Origin of the sequence: Pseudomonas sp. Irchel s3b2, from assembly GCF_900187445.1 — a bacterium.
Taxonomy (GTDB): domain Bacteria; phylum Pseudomonadota; class Gammaproteobacteria; order Pseudomonadales; family Pseudomonadaceae; genus Aquipseudomonas.
This window is the reverse complement of sequence record NZ_FYEB01000010.1, coordinates 67627-83796: the sequence shown is the minus strand read 5'-3', so window position 1 is coordinate 83796 and position 16170 is coordinate 67627. Positions and strand designations below refer to the sequence as shown.

Annotated in this window: 14 protein-coding genes; 12 read left to right on the top strand and 2 right to left on the bottom strand. The window is 59.3% G+C overall.

The features are described 5' to 3' along the window. The first annotated feature begins 83 nt into the window (after nt 1–83). Nucleotides 84–449 (top strand): response regulator, encoded by a 366-nt coding sequence (locus CKW20_RS20000; RefSeq protein WP_030131593.1) that lies wholly within the window; start codon nt 84–86, stop codon nt 447–449. Between the two features lie 184 nt (nt 450–633). On the opposite strand, the gene CKW20_RS19995 is transcribed toward CKW20_RS20000, so the two are convergent. Continuing rightward, nucleotides 634–1638, bottom strand: coding sequence for an AraC family transcriptional regulator (locus tag CKW20_RS19995; protein ID WP_095054545.1), 1005 nt, complete (start codon nt 1636–1638; stop codon nt 634–636). Between the two features lie 96 nt (nt 1639–1734). Here CKW20_RS19995 and CKW20_RS19990 point away from each other — a divergent pair, with 96 nt between their 5' ends. The 8 genes from CKW20_RS19990 (at nt 1735) to CKW20_RS19955 (ending at nt 9403) form a co-directional block, all read left to right on the top strand. Further along, a complete protein-coding gene (locus CKW20_RS19990; RefSeq protein ID WP_095054460.1) occupies nt 1735–2808 on the top strand; it encodes a fatty acid desaturase in 1074 nt (357 codons plus the stop codon). 477 nt (nt 2809–3285) lie between these two features. Beyond that, nucleotides 3286–3867 (top strand): alpha/beta hydrolase, encoded by a 582-nt coding sequence (locus tag CKW20_RS19985; RefSeq protein ID WP_095054459.1) that lies wholly within the window; start codon nt 3286–3288, stop codon nt 3865–3867. 57 nt (nt 3868–3924) lie between these two features. Then, nucleotides 3925–4857, top strand: a complete 933-nt coding sequence (locus tag CKW20_RS19980) for a sigma 54-interacting transcriptional regulator (protein WP_095054458.1) — start codon at nt 3925–3927, stop codon at nt 4855–4857. A gap of 253 nt (nt 4858–5110) precedes the next feature. After that, complete coding sequence (locus CKW20_RS19975; RefSeq protein WP_095054457.1) at nt 5111–5893, top strand: MetQ/NlpA family ABC transporter substrate-binding protein; 783 nt, start codon at nt 5111–5113, stop codon at nt 5891–5893. Nucleotides 5894–6440: 547 nt separating this feature from the next. Further along, a complete protein-coding gene (locus CKW20_RS19970) occupies nt 6441–7106 on the top strand; it encodes an amino acid ABC transporter permease (protein ID WP_007941049.1) in 666 nt (221 codons plus the stop codon). After that, on the top strand, nt 7087–7746 hold the full coding sequence (locus tag CKW20_RS19965) for an amino acid ABC transporter permease (RefSeq protein ID WP_095054456.1): 660 nt from the start codon (nt 7087–7089) through the stop codon (nt 7744–7746). The genes CKW20_RS19970 and CKW20_RS19965 overlap by 20 nt, the downstream gene beginning before the upstream one ends. Next, nucleotides 7743–8525 (top strand): amino acid ABC transporter ATP-binding protein, encoded by a 783-nt coding sequence (locus tag CKW20_RS19960; RefSeq protein ID WP_095054455.1) that lies wholly within the window; start codon nt 7743–7745, stop codon nt 8523–8525. Before CKW20_RS19965 ends, CKW20_RS19960 begins: the two co-directional genes overlap by 4 nt. Next, nucleotides 8522–9403: a transporter substrate-binding domain-containing protein gene (locus tag CKW20_RS19955; RefSeq protein ID WP_095054454.1), complete on the top strand. Its 882-nt coding sequence runs from the start codon at nt 8522–8524 to the stop codon at nt 9401–9403. Before CKW20_RS19960 ends, CKW20_RS19955 begins: the two co-directional genes overlap by 4 nt. Before the next feature lie 62 nt (nt 9404–9465). Here CKW20_RS19955 and CKW20_RS19950 read toward each other — a convergent pair whose 3' ends face one another. Next, nucleotides 9466–10662: an AAA family ATPase gene (locus CKW20_RS19950; protein ID WP_095054453.1), complete on the bottom strand. Its 1197-nt coding sequence runs from the start codon at nt 10660–10662 to the stop codon at nt 9466–9468. Between the two features lie 213 nt (nt 10663–10875). On the opposite strand from CKW20_RS19950, the gene CKW20_RS19945 reads away from it, so the two are divergent. The 3 genes from CKW20_RS19945 to CKW20_RS19935 are packed head-to-tail and all read left to right on the top strand — an operon-like array spanning nt 10876 to nt 16084. Beyond that, nucleotides 10876–11979 carry an efflux RND transporter periplasmic adaptor subunit gene (locus CKW20_RS19945; protein ID WP_095054452.1) on the top strand — a complete coding sequence of 368 codons (1104 nt, stop codon included), beginning with the start codon at nt 10876–10878 and terminating at the stop codon, nt 11977–11979. Further along, nucleotides 11976–13043 carry an efflux RND transporter periplasmic adaptor subunit gene (locus CKW20_RS19940; RefSeq protein ID WP_095054451.1) on the top strand — a complete coding sequence of 356 codons (1068 nt, stop codon included), beginning with the start codon at nt 11976–11978 and terminating at the stop codon, nt 13041–13043. Before CKW20_RS19945 ends, CKW20_RS19940 begins: the two co-directional genes overlap by 4 nt. After that, entirely contained in the window at nt 13040–16084 is a 3045-nt protein-coding gene (locus CKW20_RS19935) for an efflux RND transporter permease subunit (protein WP_095054450.1), read from the top strand. Before CKW20_RS19940 ends, CKW20_RS19935 begins: the two co-directional genes overlap by 4 nt. The last annotated feature ends 86 nt before the right edge of the window (nt 16085–16170 follow it).

Here is a 16170-nt window from a genome sequence, read left to right as displayed (position 1 = left end):
TGCGATCTTTTAGGCCGCCACGGTATTGGTGGGCTTTATCCGCGACCGCGCCTAGCCTGTGACGACGACAATCGAGGTGTGCCATGCGTGTGTTGCTAGTGGAAGACGAACCCGAGACCGCCAGTCTCCTGGCCAAAGGCCTGAGCGAAGCGAGTTACGCGGTAGATGTAGCGCTCAATGGCATGGACGGCCGGCGCTTTATCGAGTCCGGCGAATACGAACTGATCATCCTCGACGTGATGCTGCCGGGGCTCAACGGCTGGCAGTTGCTGCAGCAGATCCGCAAGCTCGGCGACACGCCGGTATTGCTCCTCACCACCAAGGACGGCATCGAAGATCGCCTGCGCGGGCTGGAATTGCATGAGGATGATTACCTGCTCAAGCCGTTTGCCGTCAGTGAACTGGTGAAGCGGGTGCGCAAGCTGTTGCGGCGGGATCGCGGGCGGTAGCGGTTTCAGTGGTGTTTGAGAAATTGCTATCGCGGGTAAGCCCCAATGCCAGTCAGTTAAGAGTTTGAACACCGCTCCCACAGTGGTTCTGGGTGAATCACAGTTTTGTGAGCAACCGAAAACCCTGTAGGAGCGAGGCTTGCCCGCGAAGAGGCCGGAACATACAAAACACCTCTCGGATCTGTCACCGCAACCCATCCCGAAATTGCCCCGGCGTCATTCCGGTCCAGCGTTTGAACGCACGACTGAAGCTGCTGGTGTCGGCGAAACCCAGCAGATAACTGATTTCGCCCAACGAGCACAGCGGGTCACGCAGGTGCAGCAGCGCCAGGTTTTCCCGACTTTCGTTGAGCAGCGTATCGAATCGACAACCCTCGTCCGCCAAGTGCCGTTGCAGGCTGCGTAAACTCAAGTGCAGTGCATGGGCGATGCATTCGGCCGACGGTTCGCCTTCCGGCAATTGCTCTTCAATGGCGTCGCGAACCTTGCGCTCCCAGGTCAGGGGTTTGAGTTGCGCCAGGGTGCGTTTGAGCACGGTTTCGTTGTGCTCGGCCAGTTCCGGATTGGCATCGTCCAGGTGGCTGTCGAAGTCCTGCAGAGCGAACTCCAGTCGGTCTTCGTCGGCGGCGAAATACACCGGTGAGCGGAACACTTTGTGCCATTGATGCGAGTCCGCCGGTTCCGGACGGCGCAGGTAAACCGCCAGCGGCGCGTAGTCACGGCCCAGGCGATTGCGGCAGGTGCGCACGTAAATCGCCGCAAAGGCGTCGATGGCTTCGAAGGCCGGCGCGGGGTTGCCCTGGGGGATTTTCAGGCGGAAGCGGTAGCGATCCTCGGCGCGGGTCAGCTCCAGGTCCAGTGCATCGCTGACCACCTGGTGATAACGCACGATGCGCTCGAACACCTCCCGCAGACTGCCGCTGGCCACCAACGCATAACCCAGCGCATGAAAGGTGGTGGGGCTGACGAAACGCGACACCCGCAAGCCAATCGCCGGATCGCCGCTGACCTGCACTGCGATTTGCCACAGGCGTGTGGTTGCGGACAACGGGTAACGGGCGTTCGGGTCGTCCATCAACTGCGGGTCGAGCCCCGCCTGTTGGCACAGGGCGGTGCTGTCGAGCCCCAGCGCATCGAGCTGCTTGCGCAGGGCGCGGGTCCAGCTGGCGAGTGAGGTCGGTTCAGTCATGTTGGCGCGTCCGGTCAACAGGTTGGCGTTCACGGCTACCGCTCTGTAAAGCATGGCAAGGCAGGATGCGAACATCAATAACCAGAGGATGGAAGCATGGACGGTACTTCTGCAAGTCCCCAGCGACTGAATGCAGCACAGCGATCAGCACATATTCGCGAGGTGGTATTGGCCAAGGGCGTCGAACTGCGTCAGCGCTACCCGATTCTCAACCATCAGGACGCCTTGGGCGCGGGCATTCTTGCCTTCGCGTTGGCCGGGATGATCGGTTCGGCAGCGCTATACATCACCGGGTACATGGCCTGGTGGGTATGCCTGTTGCTCAACGCGTTTTTCGCCTCGCTGACCCATGAGCTGGAGCATGATCTGATCCATAGCATGTATTTCCGCAAACAGCGGGTGCCGCACAACCTGATGATGGGCCTGGTTTGGTTGGCGCGGCCGAGCACCATCAATCCCTGGATTCGCCGCCATTTGCACCTCAACCACCACAAGGTGTCCGGCACCGAAGCTGACATGGAAGAGCGGGCGATCACCAACGGTGAACCTTGGGGAATCGCGCGGTTACTGATGGTCGGCGACAACGTGATGTCGGCGTTGATCCGCATGCTGCGGGCCAAGACCCGGGCGCACAAGTTCAGCATCATCAAGCGTTTTCTGAAAGTCTATGCGCCATTGGCACTGGTGCATTGGGGGGCGTGGTACGTGTTCCTCGGTTTCCACGCGGTCAATGGCATTGCGTATCTGTCGGGTGCGTCTATCGAATGGTCGTCGACTACTTTGACGGTGATGCAGGTAATCGACATCGCTGCCGTGGTGATCATCGGCCCGAACGTGTTGCGCACGTTCTGCCTGCACTTTGTCAGCTCGAACATGCACTACTACGGTGACGTGGAACCGGGCAATGTGATCCAGCAGACTCAGGTGTTGAACCCTTGGTGGATGTGGCCGTTGCAGGCGTTCTGCTTCAACTTTGGCAGCAGCCACGGGATCCATCATTTCGTGGTGAAAGAGCCGTTTTACATCCGTCAGATGACCGTCCCGGTGGCGCATAAGGTGATGCGCGAGATGGGGGTTCGGTTCAATGATTTCGGGACGTTCGGGCGGGCGAACCGGTTTGTGCGTGAGGACACCCTGGCGACGCAGGAGGTTCCTGCCGCTCAGGTTTGATAGATGTGCCCGGAAACTCAAACGTTGGTCATCAATTTGACCCAAAGGAACGTTACGTTGTGACGCAAGCAGCGGTGGCTTGAATAGATCGCAATGATTGGTATATGCGATTTTGACCTAATAAAGTAATTAAATATTCCTTTATTAGATAACCGTTTCAGCCAATCATCACATCCCAGCGATGTGGTTCGCGCTACAGATTTTGAGTTTCCGGGGCCGTCTCCTTGGCAGGGTGCGGCCCCTTTTTTATTCCGGACAAACACGACCTTTGTAGGCGCTGGCTTGCCAGCGAAAACGGTGGGTCAGGCTACATTTCTATCGGCTGGAGGGACGTCTTCGCTGGCAAGCCAGCTCCTACAGGCCGTGGGTTTTTTATATTCGATATCGATCTTAATAAATATCTTCTTATTCCTTAACGAATATAACTCTCCTCCCTATACTCGATCAGGAACAGACACGCAGCAGGAGAGCTCCCCCATGCGCAACGAATCAATTCGCTACCTGATTGTGCCGGGCTGGCAAGGATCGCCAGAAGATCATTGGCAAACCCATTGGCAGAATAGCCTGCCAAACAGTGCGCGGGTGGAGCAGGCCGACTGGCTGACGCCTCGTCGTGAGGACTGGGTCGCGGCACTGGCCGAGGCGATTGCCGCCGACAACACGCCAGTGATTCTGATCGCCCACAGCCTGGGCTGCATCACCGTCGCCCATTGGGCGGCTACGGCACCGTTGCCATTTTTGCGTCAGGTGCGCGGCGCGTTGCTGGTCGCGCCAGCGGACGTCGAGCGCCCGGCTTGCGCGCCGGCCCTGCGCAACTTCGCACCGATCCCGACTCATTTGCTGCCGTTCCCGAGCCAGGTCGTCAGCTCCGACAACGATAGCGCCGTGAGCGCACCCCGAGCACTTGAACTGGCGCGTCAGTGGGGCGCCGAGGCGGGGATTTTATCGGGTGCCGGGCACATCAATGTGAAGTCCGGGCACCAGCGCTGGGAGCAGGGTTTTGCGTACCTCTATCGTCTGCAGAACCGCATGGAGCAGCACGCCCTGCGCCGCGCTTGAATCTTTTCTTTTATTGAACGCCCCCGTCTCCCCGGCGGTTTTGGGCGGGAGTCTGCCATGAGCTTGCATGAAACATTCGGTCAGCCGCTGCTGACCTTTCCCGATGCGGAGAAAAGCCCGCTGAGCATTCGCGCCAAGGCGTTGGTGTTCGTCGACCCGCGTTCCCGGCAGTTGCGCCAGGAGCTGGAACAACTGGCACCGCGTTCGATTTCGGTGTTGATCCGCGGTGAAACCGGCAGCGGTAAAGAACTGTTGGCGCGGCACATCCATCGCGCCAGTGACCGTGGTGGATTGTTCGTGTCAGTCAATTGCGGCGCGATCAGCCCGATCTACGCCGATGCTGAATTGTTCGGCTATGCCGCAGGCAGCTACAGCGGTTCGGCCAGCAGTCGCGCTGGCTGGTTTGGTTCGGCCAATGGCGGCACGCTCTATCTGGACGAGATCGGCGACTTGCCGTTGCCAATCCAGATCAAGTTGCTCGCCGCCCTGGAAAACCACGAAGTCACCCGCGTCGGCGCTCAGCAGCCAAGCCCGGTGGACGTACGTCTGGTGGCCGCCACCAGCATCGATCTGGCTCAGGCCGTGGCTGCCGGAAAATTCCATGAGCGGCTCTATCACTACCTCAGCGAAGGCCAGCTCGAACTGCCGGCCTTGCGCGAACGGGTGGGCGATATTCTGTCGCTGGCTGAATACTTCCTTGGCATCTACAGCCAACGCCTCGACCTGCCGGTGCCATTGATCAGCGAAGCCGCGCAGCAACTGTTGGAGCAACACAGTTGGCCGGGCAATACCCGGGAGCTGGAGAACGTCATTCACTTTGCGCTGCTGGTGAGTACCGGCGACGAGATTTTGCCGGAGCATTTGAATCTGCCGGAGGCGGCTGTGTCGCTGCTACAGATCGAGCAGCAACTCAAACAAATTCTCGGCAACGGTTCCGCCGCCGAGAAAGATGCCTTGAAAAAACTGCTCAAAGCCACCGGCCTTCTGTAGGAGCGAAGCTTGCTCGCGAAGGCGTCCTCCCAGGCAGACCGAGTCGCCTGCTTCGCAAGCAAGCTTCGCTCCTACAGGGTTGTGTGCGAGCTAGATCTGTATGAACAAAATGGAATATGAAAGTGAATAAAAGATATTGTTCGGGAATAAAAAATCCCGGTATTGTCCGCGTCACGCCAGCGATAGCACTTCGCTGGCACATAAACATTTAGCCGTCGTCGATGACGACCGCGAATTTCGATAAGGACACTGCATGAAAAAGGTTCTGTTGTTCACCGCATTGGCGGCTGCCCTGACTTCGGGCCTGGCCCAGGCTGGCGAGAAACTGGTGGTTGCGGCGACCCCGGTTCCACACGCCGAAATTCTTGAACTGATCAAGCCGACCCTCGCCAAGGAAGGCGTGGACCTGGAGATCAAAGTCTTCACCGACTATGTTCAGCCGAATGTACAGGTCGACCAGAAGCGTCTGGACGCCAACTACTTCCAGACCCTGCCGTATCTGAAAAACTTCAACGAAGGCAAAGGCACTAACCTGGTGACTGTGATCGGCGTACACGTCGAACCATTTGGCGGCTACTCGAAGAAAGTCAAAAGCCTGGCTGAGCTGAAAGACGGCGCAACCATCGCTATCCCGAACGAAGGCAGCAACAGCGGCCGTGCCCTGATCCTGTTGCAGAAGGCCGGCCTGATCGAGTTGAAAGACCCGAAAAACGCCGTGGCCACCCCGAAAGACATTGCCAAGAACCCGCACAATTTCAAGTTCAAGGAACTTGAATCGGCCATGCTGCCGCGTGTTCTGGATCAGGTCGATCTGGACATGATCAACACCAACTACGCGCTGGATGCGGGTCTGAACCCGGCTAAAGATGCGCTAGTGATTGAAGGTGCCGATTCGCCTTACGTGAACTTCCTGGTGGCTCGTCCAGACAACAAGGACAGCGTCGCCATCCAGAAACTGGCCAAGGCTCTGACCAGCCCGGAAGTGAAAGCGTTTATCGACAAGAAATACAGCGGCGCGGTACTGCCGGCGTTCTGATCGATGGAGTAACGAACCTCTTCAAGGTTTCAAACGCCGACGGCTTTCGATAGCGTCGGCGTGATCGCGGGCTTCTGTAGGAGCGAAGCTTGCTCGCGAAGGCGTCCTCCCAGACAGACGGAGTCGCCTGCTTCGCGAGCAAGCTTCGCTCCTACAGGAGGCTTGGGGCTTAGGCCACCCTGGCCTTCAGCGCCTTGCGCAACGCCACCAGCAATTTCACGATTTCCTGCGGATCCAGCCGCTGTGGCACGTTTATGTCAGCCATTTTTCTCTTCCTTGTGATGGTTCGGCTGGGGGGAGTCTGGCCAAAAGCTGCTCGTCCTTGTAGGGGTATTTTGAAAAAAGGAGCCTTCCTACAGCGCAAAGAAAAATAGTCGTCCTCCACTGCCGCCGCAAATCCGCAGATAGTTTTTTGCGTGATATCAATATGCTTTAACGGTATTTAAATTCTTCTTTTTATACCTTTAAAGTCGGTGCCTGCCGGGTAATTATCCACTGCCCATGGACTGCGCCACCGTCGCTTACCGAGCGGCGTACAGGATGTGCAATGACTTTCGATTACGCGTTTATCCTCAGCACCCTTCCGGCGTTTCTCAAAGCCGTGGGCGTGACGCTGCAGGTCGGCTTTATCGCCATAGGCACTTCGTTGCTGGTGGCGCTGATCAACGCGACGATTCTTGTGTTTCGCACGCCTTACTTGCAGCGCCTGGTCGGGCTGTACGTCGAGCTGGCGCGCAACACCCCACTGCTGATCCAGTTGTTCTTCGTCTACTTCGCCTTGCCGGCGCTGGGCATCAAAGTTTCGGGTTTCGCGGCAGCGATCATCACCATGACTTTCCTCGGCGGCGCCTACCTCACCGAAGTCCTGCGCGCCGGCGTGGATGCGGTGCCCCAAGCGCAACTCGAGTCCGGCCGCTCCATTGGCCTGTCCCACGGGCAATTGCTGCGCTATGTGATCCTGCCGCAAGCCGGCATTCTCAGCCTGCCGTCGCTGTTCGCCAATTTCATTTTCCTGCTCAAGGAAACCACCGTGGTCTCGGCGGTGGCGGTGCCGGAGATTCTCTACACCACCAAGAGCTACATCGCGCTCTATTACAAAACCTACGAAATGCTCGCCGTGCTGACGCTGATTTGTGTGCTGCTGTTTTTGCCGTTGTCGCTGCTGCTCAGTCGTCTGGAAAGGAGGCTCCAGCATGGCCAGTTCGGGTCTTGATTTGCTCATGGTGTCGTTGCCACAACTGGGCAAGGGCGCTGCGCAAACCCTGTCGATCTCTTTTCTGAGCATCGTCATCAGCACAGTGGGCGGCGTGCTCTACGGCGTATTGCGCACCCTGAATTCGAAATGGCTGAACGCGATTCTGCGGGTCTATCTGGAACTGTTCCGGGCAATCCCGGTGCTGGTCTGGCTGTATTTGCTGTTCTTCGGCCTGCCGATTTTTTTCGGCCTGAGCATTCCGAGTTTCTGGTGCGCGGTGCTGGTGTTGTCGCTATGGGGCGCCAGCGAAGTCGGTGAAGTGGTGCGCGGTGCGTTGCATTCATTGCCACGCGGGCAGCGTGAGGCGGGGTTGTCGATCGGTTTGGACGGTCCGCAACTCTACGGCTACGTGTTGTTGCCTCAAGCGCTGAAACGCATGACGCCGCCGACCATCAACGTTTACACGCGCATCATCAAGACCAGCTCCCTGGCGGTGCTGATCGGCGTGGTGGACGTGATCAAGGTCGGCCAACAGATCATCGAGCGCACCTACGAATCAGTGCTGATCTACGGCGCGCTGTTTCTGTTTTTCTTTTTCATCTGCTACCCGCTGTCGGCCGCCTCGCGTGTGCTGGAGCGGCGCTGGACGCAAGCATGAGTGCATTGATCGAGTTCAAGGGTTTCAACAAGTTTTTCGGCGAGCAACAGGTGCTCGACGGCATTGATCTGAAGGTGAAGCCGGGCGAAGTGATCGTCATCCTCGGCCCCAGCGGCTGTGGTAAAAGCACTTTGCTGCGCTGCCTCAACGGACTGGAAATCGCTCACAGCGGCCGCTTGAATTTTGCCGGGCGCGAGTTGCTGAATAAGGGCACTAACTGGCGCGAAGTGCGTCAGCAGATCGGCATGGTGTTCCAGAGTTACCACCTGTTCCCGCACATGAGTGTGCTCGACAATCTGTTGCTAGGCCCGCTCAAGGTGCAGAAGCGCGAACGCCGTGAAGCCCGCGTTCAGGCTGAAGCGCTGCTTGAGCGTGTCGGTCTGCTGGACAAGCGCGATGCCTTCCCGCGCCAGCTCTCCGGCGGCCAGCAGCAACGCATCGCCATCGTCCGTTCGCTGTGTATGAACCCCAAGGTCATGCTCTTCGACGAAGTCACCGCCGCCCTCGATCCGGAGATGGTCAAGGAAGTGCTCGAGGTGATTCAAGGCCTGGCCCGCGAAGGCATGACGCTGCTGATCGTCACTCACGAAATGGCCTTCGCCCGCGCCGTCGCCGACCGCATTGTGTTCATGGATGCCGGGCGCATTCTTGAGCAAAACCCACCCGAGATTTTCTTTACGAACCCGCAAACCGCACGAGCGCAGCAGTTCCTGGAGAAGTTCTCCTACGTCGCCGCACTACCCAAAACGACTCAAACAAAGGAATTGGAACTGCCATGAAAACTGCCAAGTCTTCTCTGCTGCTACTCCCGCTGTTCGGCCTGGCGCTACTGGCCGGCTGCAACAAAACCGAAGAACCGACGAAGCCGAAAGTCGCAAGCGTCAGCACCGCACCGGCCGGTTATCTGGAAAAAATCAAAGCCCGGGACAAGCTGATCGTCGGCGTCTTCACCGACAAACCGCCGTTCGGTTTTGTCGATGAGGCCGGGCGCTACGTGGGGTTTGATACTGACATCGGTCGCCAATTCGCCAAGGATCTGTTGGGCGATGAGAACAAAGTGGAATTCGTTGCGGTGGAGCCGGCGAGCCGGATTCCATTCCTGCAAAGCGACAAGGTCGACCTGATCCTGGCCAACATGACCGTCACCCCGGAGCGCAAGGAGGCGGTGGACTTCACCAACCCGAATCTCAAGGTTGCGGTGCAAGCGTTGGTGCCGCAGGCGAGTTCGGTGAAGAGCCTCGATGACCTGGCGACCCGCACCACCATCGTGACCACGGGCACCACCGCAGATATCTGGCTGACCAAGAACCATCCGGACTGGAAACTGCTGAAGTTCGAGAAAAACTCCGAGTCTTTGCAAGCCCTGACCAATGGTCGCGGCGACGCTTATGCGCAGGACAATCTTGTGCTGTTCAGCTGGGCCAAACAGAACCCGGGCTACCGCGTGCTAGAGGAAAAACTGGGTGCAGAAGCACCGATAGCGCCAGCGGTAAAGAAGGGCAACATCGAACTGCGTGATTGGGTGAATGTGGAGCTGGCGAAGTTGGGCGAGGAGAAGTTTTTGCTCAAACTGTACGACCAATATGTGCGTAAAGAATTGAGCGATGACACCAAGCCTGAGAGCGTGATTGTCGAGGGTGGGAAGTGGCAGGGGTGAGTCTCTGACCTTCGGCGATGATCGTTCCCACGCAGAGCGTGGGAACGATCATCAGGCACCCTCTAATCCTGCCAATACCACGCCGGCTCATCCAGCATCCGCTGCCCGACCATCCCGGTCTGGCCGAAATTCTTCTCCAGCACAATGCAATTGCATTCCGGGTCCTGCTGCAACGCCGAGATCAAGCGCCGCGCATGGGACACCACCCACACCTGACACTGTTCGGACGCTCGAATGATCAATCGCGCCAGCGCTGGCAGCAGGTCCGGATGCAGACTGGTTTCCGGTTCGTTCAACACCATCAACGTTGGCGGGCGAGGGGTCAGCAATGCCGCGACCAGCAGTAGATAGCGCAATGTCCCGTCCGACAACTCGGCGGCGGACAACGGTCGCAATAACCCTTCCTGATAAAACTCGATCGCAAACCGTCCACCTTGCAGCGATTCGATGTTCAGTCGCGCGCCGGGAAAGGCATCGCTGATAGCCGCCTGCAAGGCTTCGGGATCGCCGATTTCGATGATGGTCTGCAAGGCTGCCGCCAGGTCGCGACCGTCGTGGTGCAGCACCGGCGTGCGGGTGCCCAGTTGCGGTTGGCGAACCGGTGCATCGGCGTCACTGCGAAAGTGATCGTAGAAGCGCCAGCGACGGATGAACTCGCGTAATTCCAGAACCTCCGGCGAAGAACGCAAACTGCCGACCTGATCGAACAGGCTGTCAAAATTCGGCGTGTGCTGGGCCAGTACATCCCAGCTGCGATTGGCTCGGGCACGAATCATCGGGCCGTCGCGATCCACCAGCAGGCTGGCCGGCCGATAAATCGGCCCGGCCCAGACGCATTCACGCTTGATTTGCGGGTCGAGGTTGAAGCGTGACGGAATAGGTGAACTGTGTTCGGGCAGCATGAAGTGGCCGTTGGAGTCGGGCAGCCCGAGGCTGATCGAATAGCTGAAATCCTCACCGGCAAACCCCAGTCGCAGGCGTTTGACGCCGTGTCGCACGGTCGCCTCGACCGGGACTTCACCATTGCGCATCCGTCGGCTGATATTTTCAGGCCCGGCCCAGAACGTCGAATCCAGCCCACCCTCACGGGCCAACGCATTGACCACCCCGCCCTGAGCGGTTTCCGCCAGCAGGCGCAAGGCGCGGTAGAGGTTGGATTTGCCGCTGCCGTTGGGACCGGTGATCAGGTTCAACCGACCCAGCGGAATCACCAATTTATTGATCGAACGGTAATTGGCCACCGCGAGAGTTTTGAGCATGAGTTCCTCATTGATCGTTCCCACGCTCCGCGTGGGAATGCATCCCGTGACGCTCCGCGTCACAGTGGACGCAGAGCGTCCATGGCGGCGTTCCCACGCAGAGCATGGGAACGATCAATGGAGTATAAGGATCGCTCGTGCAGACGTGGAACCCTGATCTAAGCTCTCAGTCGTATCGTCACTGGCACGTTCGTACAACGCAAAGGAGTCTGCATGGCGGGTCCCGGATTGAAATTAATGGTTGGCCTGAGCCTTGTCGCAATGCTGACCGCCTGTGGCGATAAAAAACCGGTCGAGAAAGACCGCCCGCGAGTCTTCGTGCAAGAGGTCAAGCCATCGGATTACGCCGCCGCGGTGACACTCACCGGCGACGTCCAGGCCCGAGTACAAACCGAATTGTCGTTCCGCGTGGGCGGCAAGATCATCCAGCGTATGGTCGATGTCGGTGACCGGGTTTCGGCCAAACAAGTGCTGGCCAAACTCGATCCGAAAGACCTGCAAACCAATGTCGACTCGGCCCAGGCTCAGGTCGTGGCCGAACAGGCCCGGGTCAAACAAACCGCCGCCGCCTTCGTTCGCCAGCAAAAACTCCTGCCCAAGGGCTACACCAGCCAGAGCGAATACGACGCCGCCCAAGCCGCCTTGCGCAGCAGTCAGAGCGCCCTGGCCGCTGCTCAAGCGCAGTTGGCCAACGCCCGTGATCAACTGAGCTACACCGCATTGATTGCCGATGCGCCGGGTGTAATTACCGCGCGCCAGGCCGAAGTCGGCCAAGTGGTGCAAGCCACGGTGCCGATTTTCAGCCTGGCCCGGGACGGCGAGCGTGACGCGGTGTTCAACGTTTATGAATCGCTGCTGGCCGAGCCGCCGTCCGATAGATCGATTGTGGTCAGCCTGCTCGACAACCCGAAGATCAAAACCACGGGCACCGTTCGGGAAGTCACGCCGGCAGTGTCCGCGCAGACCGGCACGGTGCAAGTCAAAGTCACTCTGGACAGTCTTCCCGAGGGCATGCAACTCGGTTCGGTGGTGAGCGCCACCGCCAAGCCAGTCGGCAAAACCGCGGTGGAGCTGCCTTGGTCGGCCCTGACCAAAAACCTCAGTGACCCGGCCGTGTGGCTGGTGGATGCCGAGGGCAAGGCGCAGTTGCATACGGTCACCGTCGGCCGTTATCTGACCGGCAAAGTCATCGTCAGCGCCGGCCTCAACGGCGGCGAAAAAGTCGTCACCGCAGGCGGCCAATTACTGCATCCGGGCGTGCGGGTGGAGATCGTCGAAAACACCTATAAGACGCCAATGACAGGAGCTCAGCCATGAAGCGCCTGTTGCTGTTGTCCGCCGCTGCACTACTGCTCGCCTGCTCCAAAGAGGAAGCGCCGCCAGAACCGGTTCGGCCGGTATTGTCCGTGGAGGTGAAAGCGCTCAATCAAGAAGACCTCGGCCGGTTCGCCGGCAGCATTCAGGCCCGTTATGAAAGCAACGTCGGTTTCCGGGTGCCGGGGCGTATCGCCAGCCGTAACGTCGATGTCGGCGCCGAAGTCCAGAAGGGCGCATTACTCGCCACCCTCGACCCCTCCGATCAGCAGAACCAGTTGCGTTCGGCCCAAGGTGATTTGGCACGGGTGCAGGCGCAGCTCATCAACGCTCAGGCTAACGCTCGGCGTCAGCAGGAACTGTTCAATCGCGGGGTTGGCGCGCAGGCGCAGCTCGACATCGCCCAGACCGATCTGAAAACCACCCAGGCCTCTCTCGATCAAGCCAGGGCCGCAGTTGAACAGGCGAAGGACCAACTCAACTACGTCGAGCTGCGCACCGATCACAAAGCCATTGTCACCGCGTGGAGCGCCGAAGCCGGGCAAGTGGTCACGGCCGGCCAGCAAGTGGTGACCCTGGCGCAGCCGGACATCAAGGAAGCGGTGATCGACTTGCCCGACACCCTGGTCGATCGGTTGCCGGCCGATGTGGTGTTCCAGGTCGCCTCGCAACTGGACCCGAGCATCACCAGCACTGCCATCGTGCGCGAAATCGAACCCCAGGCCCAAAGCGCAACCCGTACCCGTCGCGCCCGCCTCAGCCTGACCGAAACGCCGCCGGGCTTTCGCCTTGGCACAGCGATCAGTGTGACCCTCAGCTCCGCGATCAAACCACGCCTCGAACTGCCGGTGAGCGCGCTGCAAGAGGTCGATGGAAAACTGCGGATCTGGGTCGTCGATCCGCAGACGCAAACCGTTTCTCCACGGGACGTCAGCCTGATCAGCCGGACCGATGCCACGGTGGTCCTGGCCAACGGCGTGAAGTCCGGCGAGCGGGTGGTCAGCGCGGGTGTGAACAGCCTCAAACCGGGGCAGAAAGTGAAAATTGACGAGGACAGCCCGCAATGAAAGGGAGTTTCAACTTATCCGAATGGGCCCTCAAGCATCAGTCGTTTGTCTGGTATTTGATGTTCGTCGCGCTGCTGATGGGCGTGTTTTCGTACCTGAACCTGGGGCGCGAAGAAGACCCCTCGTTCACCATCAAAACCATGGTGATCCAGACCCGCTGGCCCGGCGCGACCCAGGAAGAAACCCTCAAGCAAGTCACTGACCGGATCGAGAAAAAACTCGAAGAGCTCGACTCGCTTGATTACGTGAAAAGCTACACCCGCCCCGGAGAATCGACGGTTTTCGTTAACCTGCTCGACACCACCAGCGCCAAGGACATCCCGCAGATCTGGTACCAGGTGCGCAAGAAGATCAACGACATTCGCGGCGAGTTCCCGCAGGGCCTGCAAGGGCCGGGCTTTAACGATGAGTTCGGCGATGTGTTCGGTTCGGTGTATGCCTTTACCTCCGACGGCCTGTCGATGCGTCAGTTGCGCGATTACGTGGAACAGGTGCGTGCCGAAATCCGCGAAGTCCCGGGGCTGGGCAAGGTCGAGATGGTCGGCGAGCAGGATGAAGTCCTTTACCTGAACTTCTCCCCCCGCAAACTGGCCGCCCTCGGCATTGATCGGCGCGAGGTGGTGCAGACCCTGCAATCGCAGAACGCTGTGACCCCGGCCGGGGTGATCGAGGCTGGTCCAGAGCGGATTTCGGTGCGGACCTCGGGGCAGTTTGCCTCTGAAAAAGATCTGGCCAACGTTAACCTGAAGCTCAACGACCGCTTCTACCGACTGGCCGACATCGCCAACATCAGCCGTGGCTACGTCGATCCGTCGACCCCGGAGTTTCGCTTTAACGGTCAGCCAGCCATCGGCCTGGCGATCGCCATGAAAAAGGGCGGCAACATTCAGGACTTCGGCAAGGCGCTGCACCTGCGTATGGATGAGCTGACGGCGGACCTGCCGGTGGGCGTCGGTGTACACACCGTTTCCGACCAGGCTGTAGTGGTGGAAGAAGCCGTCGGCGGCTTCACCAGTGCGTTGTTCGAAGCGGTGGTGATCGTGCTGATCGTCAGCTTCGTCAGTCTCGGTGTGCGCGCCGGGCTGGTGGTGGCGTGTTCGATTCCGTTGGTGCTGGCGATGGTCTTCCTCTTCATGGAATACAGTGGCATCACCATGCAGCGGATTTCCCTTGGTGCGCTGATCATCGCCCTCGGTCTGCTGGTGGACGACGCGATGATCACGGTCGAGATGATGGTCACGCGCCTGGAAATGGGCGAAACCAAAGAGCAGGCGGCGACTTTCGCCTACACCTCGACGGCATTCCCGATGCTCACCGGCACGTTGGTCACCGTCGCCGGTTTCGTGCCGATCGGCTTGAACGCAAGCTCTGCCGGTGAGTACACCTTCACGCTGTTCGCGGTGATCGCGGTGGCCATGCTGGTGTCATGGATCGTCGCCGTGTTGTTCGCCCCGGTGCTCGGTGTGCACATTCTGAGCGCCAAGGTGAAGCCTCACGACGCAGAGCCGGGGCGCATCGGTCGGGCGTTCAATGGCGGCCTGCTTTGGGCGATGCGCAATCGCTGGTGGGCCATCGGCATCACCGTGGCGCTGTTTGTGCTCTCGGTGTTTTCCATGCAGTTCGTGCAGAACCAGTTCTTCCCGTCCTCGGACCGTCCGGAAATCCTTGTCGACCTGAACCTGCCGCAAAACGCCTCGATTGCTGAAACCCGCATGATCGTGGATAAGTTCGAAGCGACGCTCAAGGGCGACCCGGACATCGTGCGCTGGAGCACCTACATCGGCGAGGGCGCGATCCGTTTCTATCTGCCCCTCGACCAGCAATTGCAGAACCCGTACTACGCGCAACTGGTGATCGTCAGCAAAGGCAAGTCACGCCCAGCCTTGACTGCTCGTCTGCAAAAACGCCTGCGTGAAGAGTTCGTCGGTGTCGGCAGTTACGTCCAGGCTCTGGAAATGGGCCCGCCGGTGGGGCGGCCGATTCAGTATCGGGTCAGCGGCAAAGACATCGATCAGGTGCGCAAACACGCTATCGCCCTGGCCACCGAACTGGATAAGAACTCGCACATCGGCGAGATCATTTACGACTGGAACGAGCCGGGCAAAGTGCTGCGCATCGACATCGCCCAGGACAAGGCACGGCAACTTGGGTTGTCGTCGGAAGACATGGCGAACCTGATGAACAGCATCGTCGTCGGCTCGCCGGTGACGCAGGTCGATGACGATATCTACCTGATCGACGTGGTCGGCCGCGCTGAAGATGCTGAGCGCGGTAGCCCGGAAACGCTGCAAAACCTGCAGATCGTCACCCCCGGCGGCACGTCGATTCCGCTGCTGGCGTTTGCCACGGTGCGGTATGAGCTCGAGCAGCCGCTGGTGTGGCGTCGCGATCGCAAACCGACCATCACCATCAAGGCCGCGGTGCGCGATGAGATTCAGCCGACCGACCTGGTGAAACAGTTGCAACCGGACATCGACAAATTCGCCGCCGGTTTGCCGGTGGGCTACAAAGTCGCCACCGGCGGTACCGTGGAGGAAAGCGGCAAGGCCCAGGGGCCGATTGCCAAGGTCGTGCCGTTGATGCTGTTTTTGATGGCGACCTTCCTGATGATCCAGTTGCACAGCGTTCAGAAACTGTTCCTGGTGGCCAGCGTCGCGCCACTCGGGTTGATCGGCGTGGTACTGGCGTTGATCCCGACGGGCACGCCCATGGGCTTCGTGGCGATCCTCGGGATTCTGGCGTTGATCGGGATCATCATCCGCAACTCGGTGATTCTGGTGACTCAGATCGACTCTTTCGAGAAGAATGGCTACACACCGTGGGATGCGGTGGTGCAGGCCACGGAACATCGGCGCCGACCGATTTTGTTGACGGCGGCGGCGGCGAGCCTGGGGATGATCCCGATTGCCCGGGAAGTGTTCTGGGGGCCGATGGCCTACGCGATGATTGGCGGGATTATCATCGCGACGTTGCTGACGCTGCTGTTTTTACCGGCGCTGTATGTGGCCTGGTACAAAATCCGCGAACCGAAGTCTGCCTAATGATCGTTCCCATGCTCCGCGTGGGAATGCAGCCAGTGACGCTCTGCGTCACAGCCACAGGGGCGCAGAGCGTCCCGAGAGGCATT